This is a genomic window from Kribbella pittospori (assembly GCF_004331465.1).
Classification (GTDB): Bacteria; Actinomycetota; Actinomycetes; order Propionibacteriales; family Kribbellaceae; genus Kribbella; species Kribbella pittospori.
Genome location: NZ_SJKB01000024.1, coordinates 1 through 20,231, shown reverse-complemented (window position 1 = coordinate 20,231; position 20,231 = coordinate 1). Strand labels below are relative to the sequence as shown.

The following is a 20,231-nucleotide window of genomic DNA, read 5'->3' as shown; positions in this document are numbered from 1 at the left end:
CTCAGGCCTCGGGCTCGGCCGACGCAGCCGGCTCGTCGGTGGGCGTCTCCATGGCGTTCGACTTGGTACGGCGAGGTACCCGCGTGCTCACGGCGCGTCCGATCCGATCGCCGCCGGCGCGGACGATCGCGGAACCTTCCCGCGACGCAACTCCACCCAACGCGCGGGCCACTTGAGCAGCCTCGACCGTCCGGGTCAGCGCCGCATCCCGTGCGTCTGCGAGGGTTGGGTCACCGATCGCTGTCAGTTCTTGCGGCGGTGTCGACCTGGTGGCTGACGCGAATTCGCGTATCAATCCGTGGAAGATGGTTACCTGCTTGTCAAGGCCGTTCTTGCTGAGGACCCGATGGATTTCCAGCGGGTCGATTCCACGACCCCGCTCGACCGCGGCCACCAGCGCCTCAACCAGCTCCTCATCGAGAACATGCTGTGCAACCAACGACGCGCGCGCGTCGGCGAGCGCTGAGCTGATGTGCTCGGGCTCCCGTTGCCGAACCTGCTGCACGCGTAGGTACTCGTAGAGATGCACCGACTGTTCCGCGATCAGGATCAACTCGAGCAGGTCGCGAACGTTCCCCGTCTCATCGTTGAACTGCCGGAATCTCGCCCTGCGGTCCGGGACGTTCAGCTCACGGGTAACCTCCCCCGCCTTCGTGCTGACGAACGCGCGCAACGTGTCGAGGTCTCGAGCAGTCAACGCGCGCGTCCCCGAGACACTGTCCCAATCGGCGTCCAGCAAGTGGCCTCTATCCTGTGTTGCAGCCACGACGGCTGCGAGATGTCGGTAAGTCCCGATGATGTCGCCACGGAGCCGGCTGTCCAGGTGGCGGTTGATCTTGTCGACCTTGCCTTCAACGCGTTCAACGGCTTTCTGCACGTTCGCGATCGCGGAGCGCAGAGCCAGGGACACAGCTGCGGTTTGCAGAGCCAAAGCCTGCTCAGCCACCAAGGACACCGGTTCGAAGGTCAGTTGGCCGGCGAACTTCCCACCGTCGAGCACGTATCCGCGCAGCGCGCCCGACGCGTCGAACTGCGCGCCGAGCGCCCCGACCTTCGCCAGACCGTCCGCTGTGAGCCGGAGGTACTCGCCGGAGGTGGCAGCCAGCCCGGCGCCGGTGGCACCTATTGCCGCCAGATCGGACAAGGACAGACGCATTCGCGAAGCCGGCGCGACGTCGGCCTCGCCCAGCAACCGGTCGATCGCGCGCTCCACGATGTCCTGCTGTCCCTGGACGAAGATCCCGAATTCGTCGATGCTCACGAGGATGGCGTCATCCTCTTCGGGCTGCGCTCCAGGCGACAACTCGGACATGCGGTCCTGCCTCTCTGAACTCCACGAGATCGTGCGCGACGCTGTCGTAGCGCACCAGTCGTGTCTATTGCGGCCCGCGGCGGTCAGTCAATGACCTCGACGATGTCCGCCTCCTGGGTGCCTGATGCCGTGTCGTAACGAATGCTGTCGCCAAGTTGCGCATGCTCGAGCGCCTTGCTGAGTTCTGTCATCGGACTCAGAGGTGTTGCGCCGACGGGGATCCAGGCGCCGTGCCGAAGAGCAGAGACGATCAGTCGCTCGATGTCCGACTCACCGCGGTAGCGAAGTCCAATGATGCAGCCCGGCGTCACCCACCGACTGCCCTGGTTCAGCTGCTCCACGACCGACTGCGCCAGCACCCAGCCGAGATAGTCCAGACGGTCTTCCAGTTCTTCACGGTGCTGCTCCTGCCTTGCCAGTTCGACGGCATGAGACCGCGAGTCGACCGCATGGACCGATGGTGGATCGGCCAGCCATTGCCTGACCGCCTCGGCCTCCTGCCGTACTCGGTCCCGCGCAGTAGCGGACAACAGCATCTTCCCGTTGCGGAATCGCTGCTCCCCGGGCATCACCGGTTCTTCGACACCCGATGCTGCCGACGCAGACGTCACGGGCACAGCAGCGGTCGGCGCATCGGAACGCGGGGAATCGAGGTCCAGATCGAGTGGAACTGCCAGCGCCGCGACTTCCGTAACTGAGTCGGTCTCGGCAGCCGGGTCGTACACCAAGGGCTGGATATCGAGCGCTTCGAGTAGTTGCCACAGCGGCTCGAGTGCCTGCTCCGGATCACGGAAGAAGGTACTGCCGCGAACGCGCCAGAACGTCCAGCCGACCCGTTCGAGGTCTCGCTGCCGAGCAGCGTCGCTGTCCGCGGTTTCGGCATCGTGGAACGCATCGCCGTCGCATTCCACCGCGAGGCGCTTCGTCCCACCCTCGACGACCAGGTCGATCCGGTAGCCACCGACCTTGACCTGCGGTCGGACGAGGAACCCACGTTCGCGCAGAGCAATGAACACTCGCTGTTCGAAGAGGCTGTCGAACGCCGCGTGCCGGCGGTCCGGCCTGACCTCGCCGAGGTCGAGGGCATCCTGCTCGAGCGGTGGTTTGAGGAGATGTTGTAGGTAGCGCTGCCGCAGATCCTTTCCGGACAGATCGCCGGGCTGCACACTGTGGAAGAGCCAGACCTGGTCCCGCGCCCGCGACGCTGCCACGTTGAGCCGCTGCTGATCCGACTCCTTGCTGAGGGCACCGATCCGGACCGGCCCCGCAGTGGACTGCAGACTCGACACCATCGACATGAAGATGACATCTCGCTCGTCGCCCTGGAAGGCTTCCGCATTGCCGGCACGCAGCTTGCGTTCCTCGACTACTCGGACGCCGAGCACATCCACGAGCCGCTGGATGATCAGCCGGTCCTGGCTGTGCCCCAGTAGGGTGATGACGCCCATCGTCTTACCGTCGTACGCCGGATCTGCACAGCACTTCTCGACCTGGCTGACAATCTCGTCAGCCTCACGCTCGTTGACATAGTCACGCGATCCCGACACCACTGCACCGCTGACGTATGTCGTCCGCAGCGGAGTCAACCGCTCGGCGCCGTACTGCCGCAACGGCACGAGCTCGCCGCGATAGCACAGGTCATTTGAGAAGCCGATGATTTCCGGCATACAGCGGAAGTGTTCCCGCAGCATGATCCGTGAGCCGGACATGCCGACTGCCTGATCGAAGAAGCTGCTTCGCGGCCCGAACAGCGATCGATGCTCCAGCGGGCCGAGATAGTTGTCCAGCAGCGTGAACACGGCTTCGAGGTCAAGGCCGACGTTCGATGGGCTGACCTGCTTGTCGTCGCCGACAACCACCATGCGAGGAGCGAGCCAGGACAACAGGAGCCCCTCAGGGCCGGACTGGCTCGCTTCGTCGACGATGACGACGTCGAAAATGTTCGGCCGGTCGACCGGGACCGTATCGAAAACCCGATGCATCGGCATGATCCAGGCAGGAACCGCGCTCTGACACTCCTGGAGGTGTTTGCGAGCATCCTCACGATACCTGTTCGTGTACTTGCCGGTGGCCTTCCCGATCTTGCGCACCGCCTGGGAGTACATCTTCAGGTGAGTCGACTCCCGTGAGCTCATCCTTTGCAGCGCATAAACCCAGCCGCGGTTGGTCGCGAGCCGCTTGATTGCGACCTGTACATCGTCCGTCGCCACGTCGAGGCGGTCCCGCCACCGCTTCTCCGCCTCGGGATCGTTCTTGTCACGCAGCCGCTTGTCCCAGACCGACCACGCCCACCCCTCCATCAGCTTGGGGAGCCGCTCGTCCCAGATCGGGTCGGATGCAGTTTCCTCGATCTTCACCGCGAGGATCGGGGCAGCCTGCGCTACCCGGAGACGCGCCTGATCGAGCTGCTCGAGAACCGCATTCGCCGCGTGCGCGGTCGCGAATGCCTGGAACGCGCCGCGGTAGTCAGCCGCGTCCCAGCGCCTGAGCGCCTCGGCCCCCTGGCTCACCGCGGATACGGCACCGGCCGCTGTTTCGAGGTCGGCCAGCAATTCCTTGGTGTGCTCCGTCCTGGCCTGCACATCGTCCTGCAAGGACTGCAGTTCCACCGCGTCCAATGCTCTCTGCAAACGAACTAATCCGTCGCCTTCGCGCAGGTCGATCGCCGGCATCGTCGCGACCGATTTCAGTCGTTGGTCGAGCGCCGATGCCGCGTCTGCAAACGTCAACACCTGCCCCAGGACGACGTTCTCATCGGTCAGGACGGCAATCCGCTGTTCCTGCGGCCCGAACGGCGAGTGGCTGTATCCCCAGAGATCCTCCAATCGGGAGAGCTCGACCTCGGCCATCACGCGACCCCGCACCGGTTGCAGCTGATCTAAATCCTCGATCGACTGGCCGTTGACTCGGACGCACTCGAGGAGCAGCGCTGCGGCCTTCGCGGCCTTGGAGCGCCCGAGCAGACCCTTGATCTTTCCGCCGCTGGCGAGGTGTTGTTCCAGCGTGGTGACCTGCCCGACCGCATCAGCGAGCTCAAGACGGTCAAGTCCGGTGACGAGCGATCCACCGACAGCCTGCAGCCAGAACTGTGCGCCAGCGATACCAGCGGTGGTCGCCTCCGACCGCTGCCGCCATGAGCGCTCGCGTCCGCCGGTCACATCTCGAACGGCGTCTGCTAACCAAGGCTCAAGCCGGCGGCCGAGATCCTGGCGCCGGCGGGCCAAGTCCGCAACACCGACGCGGATCTGGTCACGTTCTGCCGCATCACATCTCGTCAAGGCGGCAAACTCGTCCGTACGGCGTGCGTCCGCCAGATCCTGTGCCCGTGCACTCAACTCGGCGCGACGCTCTACCAGGTGCTGGAAGTCGGCAGGCTGAACGATCTCGCTCAGGTCAGGTACGCGTCCACAGAGCGCACGCAGCTCCGGCGTCGCCCGACGGAGAAGTTGCAAGTAGCCCACAACGTCCGCAACGGTCAGGGAAAGCGTCTCGTCGTGGTCCTTGTCGAACCATCCCAGAGTGTCCTGTTCGCCGGCAAGCCGCTCTGCGATCTGCTGCAGCGTTCCCGAGTAGTCGCCGATCTCCGGGGCGTAGACGTACGTCTCCCGCTCGCGGATGCTGCGGAGCTGGGTCATTGCCTCCTGCTCGCGCGCCCGAGCGTCGGCGAGCTGCCCTCGGAGCCGTGATTCCTCACGTTCCGATGCCTTCGGGTTCGCTCGGTCGGCCTCGGCGAGGATGGTGGCAACAGACCGCTCGAGATCGGCTTGCCCTCTGCCCGCGTCGTCGGTCACGCTGACGCAGAGGTCTCGAATCTCGTTCGGGAGTTGCTCCTTCAGCACGGTGAGCGCCCGAGTCGTCGTGCTGGTGACCAGTACCCGTTGCCCATGGGCCAGTAGGTCGCTGATCAGATTCGCGATCGTGTGCGTCTTTCCGGTTCCCGGAGGACCCTGGACCACGACTGTCTGATGGTCAGCCAGACGCTGCCGGATCTGCCGTTGCTCGTCGTTCGCCGGCTTCGGGAAGTACACCTCGGTATCGGCGTACGCCGTCTCCCATGGAACCTGATCCACCTCCGAGACACGGCCGTCGGTGATTTGCGCGAACTGCTTGACGCCGGACGGCACCTCTGCACCGGCTCGCAGCTGCGCGATGATCTGCTCGCACGCGGCGACCAACGATCTCTTCGTGCGCTCCCGAAGGATCAGGGCTGGTGCGAAGGCGACCGTCGGCTGCCCGTCGGCGCGGCGCGTGCCTCCGGACGGCGACTGCATTCCGGGATCGAACGCAGCGTCCGGGCCGGCCCCGTTGACCCAGGTCCGCAGCACGCCCGCGATTCCATCCGGCTCGGCTGCCCACGGGTCGTCCAGGCTGTTCAGGCCGGCGCGGATCGCCTGGCGCACCTCGTCCGAGGCTGTATCGGCGGGGGCAAGCATGTCTTCCTCCAGCACCGGTGCCCGTCCGTCCGGGGACGAAAGTACCGTCAGTCGCCCCGAATCGAGATCGAGCTCGATCGAGGCAGGCATGGTGACCAGATGACGCTTCACGTCCTGACCGCCCGACCTCGACACCAGGCATCCGAATCCGACGACGACCTCGTACGTCTCTGCGAGCGCCGTAGCATCCTGGTAGATCTCGTAGAGGTGGTGATATGCCTCCGCTACAGCGGCACGCGGGCGGTCGTCCGCTGCCCATGCCTGCCATTCCGGAGCCCACTCGTCCAGCTCAGACTCGATTTCGGGGTGATCCTCGAGCAGCAGCTCCTCGGTCCGCGTCTCGTGGTCGCCCTCCGGCGTGACAACCTGGATCGCCCGCGCCGAGCGGCTGCTCAACGTCGGCAATGTCTGGGACGAGTCACGAAGCGATCGCTCGGTGAGCCAAGGACGGAGGACATCCGGCGGGACCGGCGGCGCGATCCGCTCGACCCGGTCGATCGCGAGCCAGGTTCCAGACTCCTCGGTCTCAGCGCCGAATCGGAGCGCGTCGGTCGTCGGCAGCTGGCCCAGCCACATAACCGCGCGGTAGGCATCCACCGAACGCACGACGCGCGTCCGGAGCTGCTGCAATTTGACCAGAAACTCGAAGATCCGAGCTGCACGATCGTTCAACGACCCGTCCGCTACGGCCCCCAGCGACGCACCGATATCCAATGACCCCATAGTTTCCCCCAGGAGAACAGCTCTGCTCCCCGCATCGTCACCGCTGTAAGAGGCCCCGCCGACACTGTCAGCGCGACCGCTCTCACCGACCACCTAGCCCGGCGCCCCTTTGTTGATCGTTATCGGGTCCAGACCGTTACATCTGGCCCGGACATTGTCGGCGAGTCCGAAGGACTGAATCGTCGGGCACACGCGTCTGCGCCGGTTAAGCGTCGCCCGCCCACGACGAGTTGTACGGGCTTGCTCTGCCGAACGGGGCACTACCCGACTACGTTCCATCGAGAGTGAGCAGGATTGGCGTAGTCAGCAGGAGACCGGCTCCCTCCCTCCTCGAAGCCGGTCTCCTGGCCACGGACGTCAGTTCGACAACTTGCCCTCGAAGTGGCTGCCCTCGTAGTCCCAACCAGGCGCAACCTCGAGCTGGAGTGTTGAACTCACGTGAGCCTTCGGAATCGCGAAGCCGTACCGGGCGGTCTTCTTCTTGCCCGGCAGGATCGAGCCCTCGAACCCGCCACCCAGGTTCTGCTCGGAGTCGAAGACCGAATCGGCCTGGTCGCCGTTGGGTCCGCTGGCGAGCTTGACGTCGACGAGACCGGTGTCGAAGGTGTCCGACGACCCGTTCTGGAGCGTGACCGTGACAATGACTCCCACGTCGCCCGGCTTGCCGCCGGCGGCGTACTGGCTGATCCGGAACCGCTTGAGAGTGGTGACCTGGACCTTCACTCCGTCGCTGTAGTCGAACCACTGCGTGGCACCAACCTTCGCGACGCGGTCTTCCTCGGTCGGCGTCGCGGTCGGTTCGGCGCTGGCGGGCGGCTCGCTCGCCGGTTCGGTCGGTCGGGTCGCCGGCGACGTGACGACCGGTGCTTCAGCTTTGGTGGCCGTGCTGTCCTTCGCGGCGTCGTTCACTCCGTTCGCCAGGACGGCGACGCAGCCGCCTGCGAGCACGACGAAACCGACGGACAGCGCGATCATCGTGTTGCGCAGGATGTGGCGCTTCTTGACCGGCTGCGGCGGCAGACCGGGCTGGTACTGCGGATTCTGCTGATGCTGCGACATTTCGTGATTCCCCCACCGGGTCTGGCTGAATGGATTGGTTGTGAGTTGTCAGGCGGCGCCGGACACGACGCCGGTCAACGGAGCGGGCGCGGCAGAAGATCCGGCGAGAGCGACCAGAGCCTCGTCCAGCAGTCGGCGGATGGACGCGTTCAGGCCGGTGCACTCGCTGTCGATGGTTCCGGCGTTCTTCTGGATCCCGTTCGCGAGCTTCTTGACCTTCGCGATCCTGTCCAGCTGTGCGAGTGCTTCGCCGATCTTCTCCTCGGCCGTCGTGACCTCGCTGGTGCCGGTCCGCGAGGTCGCCGCGAGTGCGACCGTGCGGATCAGCAGTACGACGGTGCGCAGCAGCTCGGGATCGTCGCCGTTCGGGTCGAAGGCCAGGACGACGCGCCGTGGTCCGAGGACGCGGATCGACTGGCCGTCGTTCTGCTCGGGCGAACGGACGATGCCGATGGCCGCGATTGTGCCCCGGTTCCGCTCGGCCTCGTCGAAGTACTCGCCCCAGCCGGTCCGCGGCGAATCGGTCATCTCGAGGACGACGTGAGCGCAGCCGGCCGCTGTGAGGACGCCATCGCCCTTCTTGCTCCGCGGTACGTGACCGACCTTTGCGGTTGTGTCGACGTACTCGTCGCCGAGTGCCGCCGCCATACCGCGGAGCAGGTCGTGCATCTGCGCCTCGAACGAATCGCCCTTGATCGGGGTGACATTGACGAGCTTCGTCTTCGCCTGCTGGACCTTGAGCATGGTCGTCAGCTCGTCCACCTTTGCCGCAAGCTCTCCGTGGTTCTTCTCGAGCTGCTGAGTTACCTTCTCCTGCTGAGCCGTCAGGCTGGCGGCGTGCTTGGCCATCGGCGAGGACGGGTCGGTCGGGTCAAACTGCTTCGCGGCCCGTTCGAGGAGCTCGCGTGTGCTCGTCCGGACCTGTGTCTCGAGGCCGGAGCCGAACTTGTCCAGCACTGGCTGGAGGCGTTCGAGGAGCTCCGGGTTGTCGCCACCGACGAGCCGCCTGATCTCGACGCTCAAATCGTTCTTGGCGCCCTGAACGGCTGCGGTGAACTCCTTGCGACTCTGCTGATCAGCTTCGGTGATGGCCTTCTTCGCGTCGTTGGCGACCTGAACAACGGCCGTCGAGGCGTCCTTGACGGCAAGTTCGGTCAATTCGGCCGCTTTCGAGCTCGCGGCTTCCGTTTTCTCGCCGACCTCCTTGAGCATCTGCTCCAGCAGGCGCGCCTCGGAAGTCTGCGCCGTGGCAGCCAGCGCCCGCGCACCAAGGAGGACCGCCTCGGTGGCGAAAGCCGACAGGTCGGCGCCGGCCAGCTGGTTCGGGTCCTCGACGATCGGGCCCCGGCGGCCGGTGGCCCAGTGCTGTGCTTCGCGTACGACATCGGGTCCGGCGATGGTCAGCGACTCGATGACGATCCCTGTCAGGGCGGCGTCGAAGTGCGCCGCGTTCTCACCTCTGGTCATGGGAAGGCTGTGCTCCTCAGTTCGGCGCTGTCCCGATGACAGCGGTGAAAGCAGCATGAGAGCATCCATCTCTGGCAGCAACGTCGATAGTTGATAAGCAGGCTTATCAATAGATCATCAGCAAATGTCGGAGATCCGCCGTAGTATCGGGCCATCAATGACGAGGGAGGTGCGGAATGGAGCAACAGCCGACGCTGACGCTGCCGGATGTGGCGCTCCTCGCCCGCGTCAGCCGGCCCGTGGTCTCGATGTGGCGCCGCCGCCCGAGGGCCCGGGGACAGTTCATCCCGTTCCCCTCGGCGGTCGCTACAGTCGGCGGTGTCGAGCGGTTCGATCGCGACGAGATCGTCGCCTGGCTCGAGCAGACGGGCCGCGGCAACAACCCCGAGGCACGGCAGGACGCGCCGGCGCTGTCGATTCCCGAATCCGCGGACGCCGATGACGTAGTAACGCTGCTCTGCCTGCACGCGATGAGCGGGACAGAGCTTGCCGAGCTCGACACGGCCGAACTGCACGCGCTCGCGGAGCAGATCGATCCTGCCGATGAAATCCTGCAGCGGGAGGTCTACCAGCTCCGTGCCGACATCGACCTGTTGGGGTACGTGGACGACTTGGCCGGGGCGTCGTACGGCGTGTCCGACGCCCTGGCGCGATTCGAATCTGGACGCCTGCAGAGGCAGGCGGGCGAGCGAGGGCTTTCCGAGGGGGTGGTGGAGTTGCTGTGCACGGCCGGCGATGCCGCGCGGGTGCACCTCGGCGGAGAATCGGTCGCCCTTGTGCCTCCGTCCAACCACCGACTTGCGAGCCGGCTGGCCGAGCGATTCCCCGCGATTCTGGCCGGTCCCGCCGTGTCGGGACGCGAGCTGCGGCGCCGCGCCGTGATCGGCGGCTTCGAGGTGATCGGCGAGGCGCGCAGCACGGTGCGAGTGGTGTCTGTGGTTGGAGAATCCGAGACGATCGCGCTCGACGCTCTGGACGATCTGGTCGTCTCGCTGAGGCCGACCGATATCGGTATCGCCCTGGGCTCGGCCGCCGTACTCTGCGACGAAATGACCGGCGGTGGTGAGCAACGGCGAGCACAGACTCTCCGTGCGGGGAACCTCGCGATGGCGATCCGGCTGCCTCGTGGGCTCTGGAAGGCCGCGCATCGGCAGAGCCTCGCGGTGTGGATCGTCCAGGGAGGGCGGAGCACCCGGTCACTCCGGATGGCCGACGTGACGTCGGAGAGTTTTGACCTGACGGACCTCGCGTCCGACATTTCGGCCGCCCTCAAGCTCACCGAAGCACGCGCCTACCGATATGCACGCGCCGGCGAACTGGCCTCGGTACTGGCAGGTGGGCCGGTGGTGCCTCGCGGCGTTCGGGCGGTCCAGCTCGGATCCACAAGTTCCACCAGCCATCTCGACCAGATCCACACCGCGACCCTGACGACGAGTGAACCGCTTCCCGGGTACGACGTGACAGCTGCACCCGCGCCCGGGCAGGTCCTGCTGAAGCAGCGGTCGCTCGGAGAGCTCGTCTCAGCGGGCCACCTTGCGATGAAGCGTGGCAGCCGTATTGATGTCACAGAGCAGGACCGCGACGGGACCGTCCGACTGCTGACCGCCGACGCGAGCGTCGAGGACGCCCGGCTTGACCCACTGGACGCCGTGCAACTGTATCCCCGCGCGACGCGAACCGAGCCGGGCGACGTCATCTTCCTTCAGCGGCCGCGGCCGCTGGCCCGCGTCGACCTCGAGGGCGGTGCCTTGGTCGCGTCACCCAGCCGGATCCTCCGACTCCGGCCCGGCGCGACCATCGGTCCGCAGGCGTTGGCGGCGATTATCAACCTGCTGGCCCCGCCCGGAACCGACTGGCAGACCTGGAGCGTTCCCGACCTCCACGCGGGTGAAGCCGAGGCGCTCGACGCCACGCTGGCGGGCGCCGCCCAGTACCTGGCGAATCTCCGGCGACACATGCAAGCCACCCACGACCTCACCACCAGCCTCATTCGCGGCGTCGCGAGTGGTGCGGTCTCCATCGATCCCATCAACACCAAGGAAGCAGGCTGACGTGCCACCACGTAAGAAACAACCAGAGACTCCTTCCACCATGAAGGAGCTGAAAGACACGCTCTGGAAAGCGGCCGACAAACTCCGCGGCTCGCTGTCGGCCAGCCAGTACAAGGACGTCATCCTCGGCCTGGTCTTCCTCAAGTACGTCTCGGACGCGTACGACGAACGTCGCGAGGTGATCCGCGCCGATCTGACGGGCGAGGGGTACGACGAGGAGCAGATCGCCGACCTCATCGACGACCCGGAGGAGTACCAGGGATACGGCGTGTTCGTTGTGCCGCCCGAGGCTCGATGGTCGTACCTCGCTGAGAATGCCAAGGGCAAGCCGGCCATCGGTGATCAGCCGGAGCGGTCGATCGGGTGGCTGATCGACCACGCGATGGAAGCGATCATGAAGGAGAACGAGAGCCTCAACGGAACGCTGCCGCGCCTCTATAACCGTGACAACATCGACCAGCGTCGGCTCGGTGAACTGATCGACCTCTTCAACAGCGCCCGGTTCAGCCGGCAAGGTGAGCATCGCGCGCGCGACCTGATGGGCGAGGTCTACGAGTACTTCCTCGGCAGCTTCGCTCGCGCCGAGGGCAAGCGGGGCGGCGAGTTCTTCACACCGCCCAGCGTGGTGAAGGTGATCGTCGAGGTGCTGGAGCCGCACGGTGGCCGTGTCTACGACCCATGCTGTGGGTCGGGTGGCATGTTCGTGCAGACCGAGAAGTTCATTTACGAGCACGACGGCGATCCGAAGGACGTGTCGATCTTCGGCCAGGAATCCATCGAAGAGACCTGGAGGCTGGCGAAGATGAACCTCGCCATCCACGGCATCGACAACAAGGGCCTGGGCGCGCGCTGGGGAGACACGTTCGCTCGCGACCAGCACGCGGATCACCAGATGGACTTCGTGATGGCCAATCCGCCGTTCAACATTAAGGACTGGGCCCGCAACGTCGAAGATCCGCGCTGGAAGTACGGCGTACCACCGGCCAACAACGCCAACTACGCCTGGATCCAGCACATCCTGTCGAAGCTCGCCCCCGGCGGCCGAGCCGGCGTCGTCATGGCCAACGGCTCCATGTCCTCGAACTCCAACGGAGAAGGCGACATTCGGGCCCAAATCGTCGAAGCCGACCTGGTCTCCTGCATGATCGCCCTCCCCACCCAGCTCTTCCGCAGCACCGGCATCCCCGTCTGCCTCTGGTTCTTCGCAAAAGACAAAACCGCCGGCAAACAAGGCTCAATCGACCGCACCGGCCAAGTCCTCTTCATAGACGCCCGCAACCTCGGCTACATGATCGACCGAGCCGAACGAGACCTAACAACCGAAGAAATCGTCCGCATCGGCGACACCTACCACACCTGGCGTGGCTCAGACTCAGCAGCCGCCAAGGGCCTCAAGTACGAAGATATCCCAGGCTTCTGCAGGTCCGCGACGCTTGCCGACATCAAGGAAGCTGACTACGCCTTGACTCCGGGTCGATACGTCGGCGCATCGGAAGCCGAGGACGACGGCGAACCCATCGACGCAAAGATCCAGCGCCTCACTAAGGACCTACTTACCACCTTCGACGAGAGTGCGCGCCTCGAGAAGCTCGTGCGAGAGCAGCTGGAGCGAATCGATGCCTAGGGTTGACACGCTTGGCGACGCATGCTCTGAGATCGTTGACTGCGCTCACAAGACTGCACCGATCGATCAGGATGGCGAGTACTTCGCTGTGGGCACACCTGCGATGCGGGGGAACACCATCGACTACTCGCAAGCACGAAGGATCAGCAAGGACACCTTCGACCGATGGACGACTCGGCTGCGCCCCGAATGCGGAGATCTCTTGCTGGCCCGCGAAGCGCCAGTCGGGCCAGTCGTTCGAGTCCCCGAAGCCGAGAATGTCGCACCGGGCCAGCGCACGGTTCTACTGCGCCCTCGCCCAGGAGTGGTCGAGTCTCGATTCCTGTACTACTACCTGACGTCGCCGTCGACGCAGTCCGCCCTGCAGGTGAAGGCGTCAGGATCTACGGTCCCGCATCTGAATGTGGCTGACGTCCGACTCCTCCCCACGCCAGGGTTCCCGGACTACTCGGAGCAGCAACCGATCGCGGAGGTGCTGGGGGCGCTCGACGACAAGATCGCCGCCAACGATCGACTTGCCGGAATCGTATTGGAGTTGGCTCGTACGAGCTACACACAGGCAATAGAAGGCCGCACTACTGCGGTTATGGCATCTGTGTTGGAGCCAGTTCTTGGCGGCACACCAAGCAGGTCCGATGCGTCATCGTGGGACGGCACGATCCCATGGGTTTCAGCAAAGGACATCACTGGCGCGACTCAGGGCATTGTAATCTCCACAGCCGAAAAGATCTCTCAAAGCGCAGCATCGGTGAAGCGGCTTCGCCCCTTACCAGTCGGATCGGTCGTCTTAACAGCGCGCGGCACCGTTGGTGCCGTGGCTCGGTTAGGCATAGCCTCCGCGATCAACCAATCCTGTTATGGATTCGTACCGGGTTCTATTCCCGCAGGATGCCTGATGTACCTGATTGAAAATGCATCTGATCAGGCAAGGGCCATGGCGCATGGTTCCGTCTTCGACACGATCACGATGCGTACGTTCGAGCATGTACGTGTGCCGAAGCTGAATATGTCCGAGTGGGCTCGCATTGAAAGTGTGGTGCAACCACTCATTGCCTCGGCGCAGCAGGCTGTCTCAGAATCGTCCGTCCTTGCACGGACCCGTGACGAACTGCTGCCATTGCTGATGTCGGGCAAGGTTGGGGTTCGGGAAGCGGAGAAGGTTGCGGAGGGGGTTGTGTGATGGTTAGTGAGGCGGAGTGGGAGAGAGTTGCGCTGGATCAGCTCTTCGAGCATGGGTGGGAGCCGCTTCATGGCGTGGAGGTTGCACCTGGAACTGAAGGCGGGCGGGTCTCGTGGGATGACATCGTGTTGCGGGGGCGGTTGCTGGAGGCTGTGCGGCGGCTGAATCCGATGGTGCCCGCCGAGTACATCGAGCAGGCGCTGGCGGAGATTGCGGCGCCGAAGTCGCAGGATGCGTTGGCGGAGAATTATCGGTTGCACGACATCCTGGTCCACGGATACCGCGGGATCAGTTATATCGACTCCGACGGGATTGAGCAGAACCCGACGATCCGGCTCGTCAGTCATGTTGTCGAGGACAACGAGTTTCTCGCGGTCAACCAGGTGACAGTCCGGTCTTCGGAGTACGAGCGGCGGTTCGACGTCGTTTTGTACCTGAACGGTATGCCGGTGGTGATCGTCGAGCTCAAGAAGGCCGGCTCCGAGCACGCGGACATCGCGGCGGCCCACGCCCAGTTGGCGACGTACCTGCGTGAGTTCCCGCTGGTCTTCCGGTTCTGTGCGCTCTCGATCATCAGCGACGGCATCACCGCCCGGTATGGCACGCCGTTCACTCCCCTCAACCACTACTCGCCGTGGAACGTCGACGACGACGGCCAGCCTCTCAAGCTCGGCGAAGTCGAGCCCGACGACGGCCTGGGCATCGAGCTGGAGTACCTGCTGAACGGGGTCTGCAACCAGGAACGGTTCCTGCAGCTGCTGCGCAGCTACGTCGCCTTCGACGCGGGCGCTGACGGATACGCGAAGCGGATCGCCAAGCCGCACCAGTACTTCGCCGTCACCAAAGCCGTCGGCACGACAGTGGACGCGGTCGAGAGCGACGGCAAGGCCGGCGTTGTCTGGCACACGCAGGGTTCCGGCAAGTCGATGGAGATGGAGCTCTACGCGCACGCGGTTAGCCTGCAACCGAAGCTGAAGAACCCGACGATCGTCGTCGTCACCGACCGCAACGAACTGGACAGTCAACTCTTCGAAACCTTCAACAGATCGCGGCTGCTCGCCGAGACCCCGGTAAAGGTGACCACCCGCTCGCAGCTGAGGGCCGAACTGTCCAACCGCACCACCGGCGGCATCTACTTCACGACTCTGCAGAAGTTCGGCCTGACAGAGAAGGAACGGCACGCCGGTCTCGACCATCCGCTGCTGACCGACCGACGCAACATCATCGTTATCGTCGACGAGGCACACCGCAGCCACTACGACGACCTCGACGGGTTTGCCCGGCACATCCGCGACGCCCTCCCGAAGGCCGCGTTCATCGCGTTCACCGGTACGCCGATCTCGTTCGCGGACCGGAACACGCAAGAGGTGTTCGGCTCCGTTATCGACACCTACGACCTGACACGCGCTGTCGACGACGGCGCCACCGTGCAGGTGTACTTCGAACCTCGCATCATCGGCGTCAAGCTCGCCGGCGAGGTGAGCGAGGACCAGCTCGACGAGGCGGCCGACGAGGCCACGGTCGGCCTCGACGACGTCGAACGCGAGCGGATCGAGCAGTCCGTTGCCGTCATCAACGCTGTCTACGGAGCGCCGGCACGCCTCCAGGCGCTGGCGGCCGACATCCTCGACCACTGGCAGAAGCGATCCGAGGCGATGCTGCCGTTCATCACCTCCCCCGGCAAGGCCTTCATCGTCGGCGGGACGCGTGAGATCTGCGCCAGCCTGTACGAGGAGATCATCAAGCTCCGTCCCGACTGGCATGACGACGCCGTCGACAAGGGCGTGATCAAGGTCGTGTACTCGGGCAACGCCACAGACACCGGCCTGATTGCCAAACACGTACGACGTGACGGTCTGAACAAGGTGATCCAGAAGCGCCTGAAGGACGCCGAGGACCCGCTCCAACTCGTCATTGTCAAGGACATGATGCTGACGGGCTTCGACGCGCCGCCGCTGCATACCCTGTACCTTGACCGGCCGCTCAAGGGCGCACTACTGATGCAGACGCTGGCCCGCGTGAATCGCACCTTCCGAGGCAAGCCTGACGGCCTCCTGGTCGCGTACGCACCCCTGGCCGACAATCTGAACCAGGCCTTGGCCGAGTACACCAAGACCGACCGTGACAAGAAGCCGGTCGGCAAGAACGTCGGCGAGGCTGCCGACCTCGCTCGAACGCTGCTTGCCACCCTGGACCAGCTGTGCACAGGGTACGACTGGCGCAGCAAGATCGAGCCGAGCACCACAAGTTGGATCAAGACGACCCTGGGGCTCACGAACTACCTCCGCTCGCCGGCCACCCCGGGCAATCAGCCAGTAGAGGGCGAGGAGACCCTCACCCAGCGCTTCCGGAAACTCGCGAACCAGCTCGCCCGCGCATGGGCGCTGGCCTGCGGTGGCGACAACCTCGCCGACGTGCGGACCGAGGCGAAGTTCTACGAGGAAGTCCGCGTCTGGATGGCGAAGTTCGACGCCCAGGAGCGGCAGGCATCCGGCCGGCCCGTGCCCGAGGAGGTTCAGCGGCTGCTGTCGAACCTGGTCGCCTCCTCGACCGCGACCGGTGAGATCGTCGACATCTACGAAGCCGCCGGCCTGCCCAAGCCGTCGCTGTCCGACCTCGGACCCGACTTCCAGGTCAAGGCACAGCAGGTCGAGAACGCCCATCTCGCGATCGAGGCGCTGCGAGACCTGCTGACCGAGGAGTCCGGCAAGGCGACCCGCAACAACCTCGTCCGCCAGCGAGCGTTCTCCGAACGCATCCGCGAGCTGATGAACAAGTACACCAACCAGCAACTCACCTCAGCCGAGGTCATCGCCGAACTGATCGAGATGGCCAAAGAAGTCGCCGCCGAAGCCAACCGCGGCAAGGACTTCAGCCCACCACTGTCCGAGGACGAGCTCGCGTTCTACGACGCCGTCAGCACCAACGAGTCGGCCGTCGAGGTCCAGGGCGAGGACGTGCTGGCGCAGATCGCCCGGGAACTCGTCGAGGTCATGCGCCGCGACATCAAGACCGACTGGACTGTGCGCGACGACGTACGCGCCAAACTCCGGTCGTCCATCAAGCGCCTCCTGGTCAAGTACAAGTACCCGCCCGACAAGCAGGCCGGCGCGATCAAACTCGTCATCGAACAAATGGAAGCCATGGCGCCGCGCTACGCGGCCTGACACCGACCGAAGCGGATACAGGGGGCGAGTCATGGTTGAGGTCCAACGAATCGTCGACGACCGGGGAGCCGTGGCGCTCGCGGACCGCCTGAACGGCAACTCCCGGACCAGACCCATCGTGGTGATCACGACGGCGGCGGGAAAAGGCGAGCCGTACATCGATCCGGAGGCGGTCCTCTGCGAGGTTGCGGACCTCGCCGACATCTATCTCATCGCAACCGGGCCCCACACATGGACGTTCTCCGGGAAGATGCCCGAGGGGACTCAGGTGTATGGCGGGGCGGGCAGGGCCTATCCGGTAGGGCATGACGGGGTGACACGTCCACTCCTCTCGCCGCTGCGCTTCGCCTACAACGAGCAGGAAGGCGAGCGTTCGACACGAGCCCTCATCGCGGACGCGTTGCAGATGGCGGCCGCCTCCGGTCTCGTCCAACGCTCGCCAGTCCGCCGCCGGGCGCGTGGCGAAGCCGAGGTCATAGGCTTTCCAGTTCCGGGACGTGCGCTGGTGAAGCTGGACGGGCAGGTCGCTCAGGTTGCACAGGAACTCACGCTCTCGTCGGTGCCCCTGGAACGAATCCTTGCTGTCGGGATGCGGGTACTGGGCTACCTCGACACCGATACTCGCCGACTCGACATCACCGAGAGCCTGCTCCCGGCAGATGTCGCGGTCCGGGCCTATCGGGTCGGGGACGTCGTACTGACAGAAGTCGCGTCGGTACATGCAGACCAAGCCGAGCTCCTCCTGCACCCGGAGATCCGCATCACTGTGACGAGAGCAGATGTCACGGGCAACGATCTGGACGATCTCCGGGACCTCATGACACCGGGCGAAGTCGTGCCCGCGCGCGTCCAAACGGAAGGTCCGACCTGGCATCTCAGTCTGGCCGATGTCGACGATCACGAAACGCCGGTGCCCGCCACGGCACTCGTCTACGGCGGACCTCCATGGTTGCCCCTCGCTCCACCGTCCGGACACGTGCCGAGCGGGGACGATCAGGCGGCTGCCGAGGTAGCGAATGCCGCGGTCCTCGCGATGGCAAGACCCTCTCCTACGACGCCCAGCGCGACGCCGGAGACGCTCCGGCCGCGACCGACGCCCGCCATCTTCGACAAGCAGCGCCAGACCAAGCCCGCCGACCGACCGCCGAAACAGGCGACGGAGTCGATGACACTCACGATCGACGCGCTTCGCGGGCGAGTGAAATCGCTCGAACATCAGCTGGACCAGGTACGCGACGAGCTTCGCGCCGGCACTGCGGAACGAGCCGCACTCGTCCTTATGCGCCAAGAGCTCGAACGCCAGGTTGCCCGGCTCGAACATGACCTGCAGTTCCAGCGAGCCCAGCTCCGCAAAGCAAAGAAGCCCACCGCCACCGCCGCACCCCAGCCCCTTCCCGAGTTCGCCGACCGCGAGCAGGCATTCCGGTACGCCGTACTCACAGCCTGGGCGAAACGCACGCCCGCCGGGGAGCAGCCGCTCCTCCCCCTGCCGGAGTACGACCTCGGAGCGCACTTTCTCGACTCGCTCACGGAGATCGCGGGCGTCCGCCTCGAGAAGGTCGCCGACGTCGCAGTCGAGATCCTGACCGGCCGGGTTCAGAACGTCGCTGGCCGACAGGTCCACCAACTCCGCGAGTCACTGTCACCAGGCGCGCCGTACGTCCGACGGACTGCGGACGACGCCACCTGCTGGAGAGCGGCACTACAGGTCAACAGCCCTCAAGCCCGCCGCATCCACTACTGGATCCTCCCCGGCGGCCGAGTCGAGTTCTCTCGCATCACCCTCCACGACGACTACCGCCCCTAGTACGACAGTCATAGTTCGTGATGCTCATGCTGAGATGGGTTGTGGGCCTTCATACTGCCGAGGCCTGCGGCTGCAGTGGCGAGGCTGTGGTCCGCGTGATCAGGTCCTCCGCGTGTGTCAGGTGAAGAACGACGTGTGGACGCGGCCGACTCGCTGGTGGTACGCCGCCAGCTTGTCGAGGTCGGTCGGGGGGAACCGAAGTGCGTTCAAGGGGTCTTTTCCGCGTGGGATGGATGCCCTCACTCCATTCGATCACGTCGTGCTCCTCGAAGCACCACGCACGCTGGCAGGTCTCTGAGGTCGAAGCCGACGACGTAGGGAGTGACCGCTTCCCGGACGATGTCTCATCCAAACTGGCTGCGCCTTGCCCTGACTGATCATCTAAGCCGTGCGGCTGCATCTTCATCTGTTCGACTTGGGACATGGACGGCTCCTCACTTGGTTGGACAATCAGCGACCTGGTGAGGTCCGGATTGACAAGCCGCGCGGTAGCGCGGCAATGATGTTCCCGATACGGGAGGACGATCAGGCAGATGATTCGACGCAAGAACGCCTTGTTGGACACGGCTCTCGCCTGCGTGGAGCGTGGGATTCCGGTGCGGGCGGCAACTATCGCGGGAACGCCGGACGGCGACTGGATCACCGATGCCGACGCAGCCCGCGTGGTCTGGGACGTCGCCGAGCCGCCGAACCTGGCGGTCACGTCGTGCCCGACCGTGGCGATCTGGCGCCTGCCGCGGATCGCCGGCGCTTACGGCAAACGGCTGTACGAGCAGGAGCGACCTGGGATCTGGCCGCCGACGATGAAGCTGCCGGACGGCGACTGGATCACCTGCACGCCCCAGCCCGAAGCCAACCTCGGCCCGCTGGTTACCGGCGTCGAGTGCGTCGAGCCGGGGACATCCGTGGTCATCCCGCCGTCGACGACCACGGATGGCCGGCTGAGGTGGGACGGGTCGAACTTCCCGCTCCATCCGCTGCCGAGCGCTGATGCGGTGTTGTCGAGGGTGCTGCGTGCCGAAGTGGAGTACGTCGAGCTGCACGGCCGGCTTGGCTGAGATCTCGCCAGCCGCGCAGCACGACACCATGGCTCAAACCTTCTGGCCAACAGCCAGGAACAGCGAGCTAGCCGTGAAGGAGGTGGGCGTTGATCTCCTTGACTAGTTCGGCCAGGGCAGGCAGCTCGACTACCTCGACACCGGCGGCGCTCAGCAGCTCGGCTCCTTCGCAGTCGACGAAGGTCGAGGGTTCGCTCCAGGCGAGGACTACACGGGGGATGCCAGCCGCAAGGATGAGTTCGGTGCAGGTTCTAGTGCCGCGCGTCGTTAGTTGATTTACGGTTGGTGGTTGGGATGATGAGGCATGGCGAATCGTCCTGCTGCTGCGTTGGTTCTGCGTGAGGGTGACG

At 65.0% G+C, this 20,231-nt stretch carries 10 protein-coding genes and 1 pseudogene; 6 read left to right on the top strand and 5 right to left on the bottom strand.

Annotation, left to right across the window (positions count from 1 at the left end):
• Position 1: 1 nt before the first annotated feature.
• The 4 genes from E0H73_RS41200 to E0H73_RS41185 all read right to left on the bottom strand — a co-directional run bounded on the left by E0H73_RS41200 (position 2) and on the right by E0H73_RS41185 (position 8,994).
• Positions 2–1,213, bottom strand: coding sequence for a hypothetical protein (locus tag E0H73_RS41200; protein ID WP_131365983.1), 1,212 nt, complete (start codon positions 1,211–1,213; stop codon positions 2–4).
• A gap of 182 nt (positions 1,214–1,395) precedes the next feature.
• Positions 1,396–6,417, bottom strand: coding sequence for an AAA domain-containing protein (locus tag E0H73_RS41195; protein ID WP_165556069.1), 5,022 nt, complete (start codon positions 6,415–6,417; stop codon positions 1,396–1,398).
• Positions 6,418–6,825: 408 nt separating this feature from the next.
• On the bottom strand, positions 6,826–7,527 hold the full coding sequence (locus E0H73_RS41190) for a DUF4352 domain-containing protein (RefSeq protein WP_131365979.1): 702 nt from the start codon (positions 7,525–7,527) through the stop codon (positions 6,826–6,828).
• A 48-nt stretch (positions 7,528–7,575) separates the two neighbouring features.
• Positions 7,576–8,994 carry a Fis family transcriptional regulator gene (locus E0H73_RS41185; protein WP_131365977.1) on the bottom strand — a complete coding sequence of 473 codons (1,419 nt, stop codon included), beginning with the start codon at positions 8,992–8,994 and terminating at the stop codon, positions 7,576–7,578.
• Between the two features lie 176 nt (positions 8,995–9,170).
• Between E0H73_RS41185 and E0H73_RS41180 the strand changes: the two genes are divergently transcribed.
• The 6 genes from E0H73_RS41180 to E0H73_RS41155 all read left to right on the top strand — a co-directional run bounded on the left by E0H73_RS41180 (position 9,171) and on the right by E0H73_RS41155 (position 19,881).
• Entirely contained in the window at positions 9,171–11,045 is a 1,875-nt protein-coding gene (locus E0H73_RS41180; protein ID WP_131365975.1) for a helix-turn-helix transcriptional regulator, read from the top strand.
• A 40-nt stretch (positions 11,046–11,085) separates the two neighbouring features.
• Entirely contained in the window at positions 11,086–12,669 is a 1,584-nt protein-coding gene (locus E0H73_RS41175; protein WP_238164611.1) for a class I SAM-dependent DNA methyltransferase, read from the top strand.
• Entirely contained in the window at positions 12,662–13,849 is a 1,188-nt protein-coding gene (locus E0H73_RS41170) for a restriction endonuclease subunit S (RefSeq protein ID WP_131365974.1), read from the top strand. Before E0H73_RS41175 ends, E0H73_RS41170 begins: the two co-directional genes overlap by 8 nt.
• The gene (locus E0H73_RS41165) at positions 13,849–17,016 is read left to right on the top strand and encodes a type I restriction endonuclease subunit R (RefSeq protein ID WP_131365972.1); all 3,168 of its coding nucleotides are present in this window, start codon (positions 13,849–13,851) and stop codon (positions 17,014–17,016) included. Before E0H73_RS41170 ends, E0H73_RS41165 begins: the two co-directional genes overlap by 1 nt.
• A gap of 31 nt (positions 17,017–17,047) precedes the next feature.
• Positions 17,048–18,823, top strand: a complete 1,776-nt coding sequence (locus tag E0H73_RS41160) for a hypothetical protein (protein WP_131365970.1) — start codon at positions 17,048–17,050, stop codon at positions 18,821–18,823.
• Positions 18,824–19,356: 533 nt separating this feature from the next.
• Positions 19,357–19,881, top strand: a complete 525-nt coding sequence (locus tag E0H73_RS41155) for a hypothetical protein (protein WP_131365968.1) — start codon at positions 19,357–19,359, stop codon at positions 19,879–19,881.
• 67 nt (positions 19,882–19,948) lie between these two features.
• Here the strand turns inward: E0H73_RS41155 and E0H73_RS47685 are convergent.
• Positions 19,949–20,231, bottom strand: a pseudogene (locus tag E0H73_RS47685) (hypothetical protein); the annotation flags it as partial.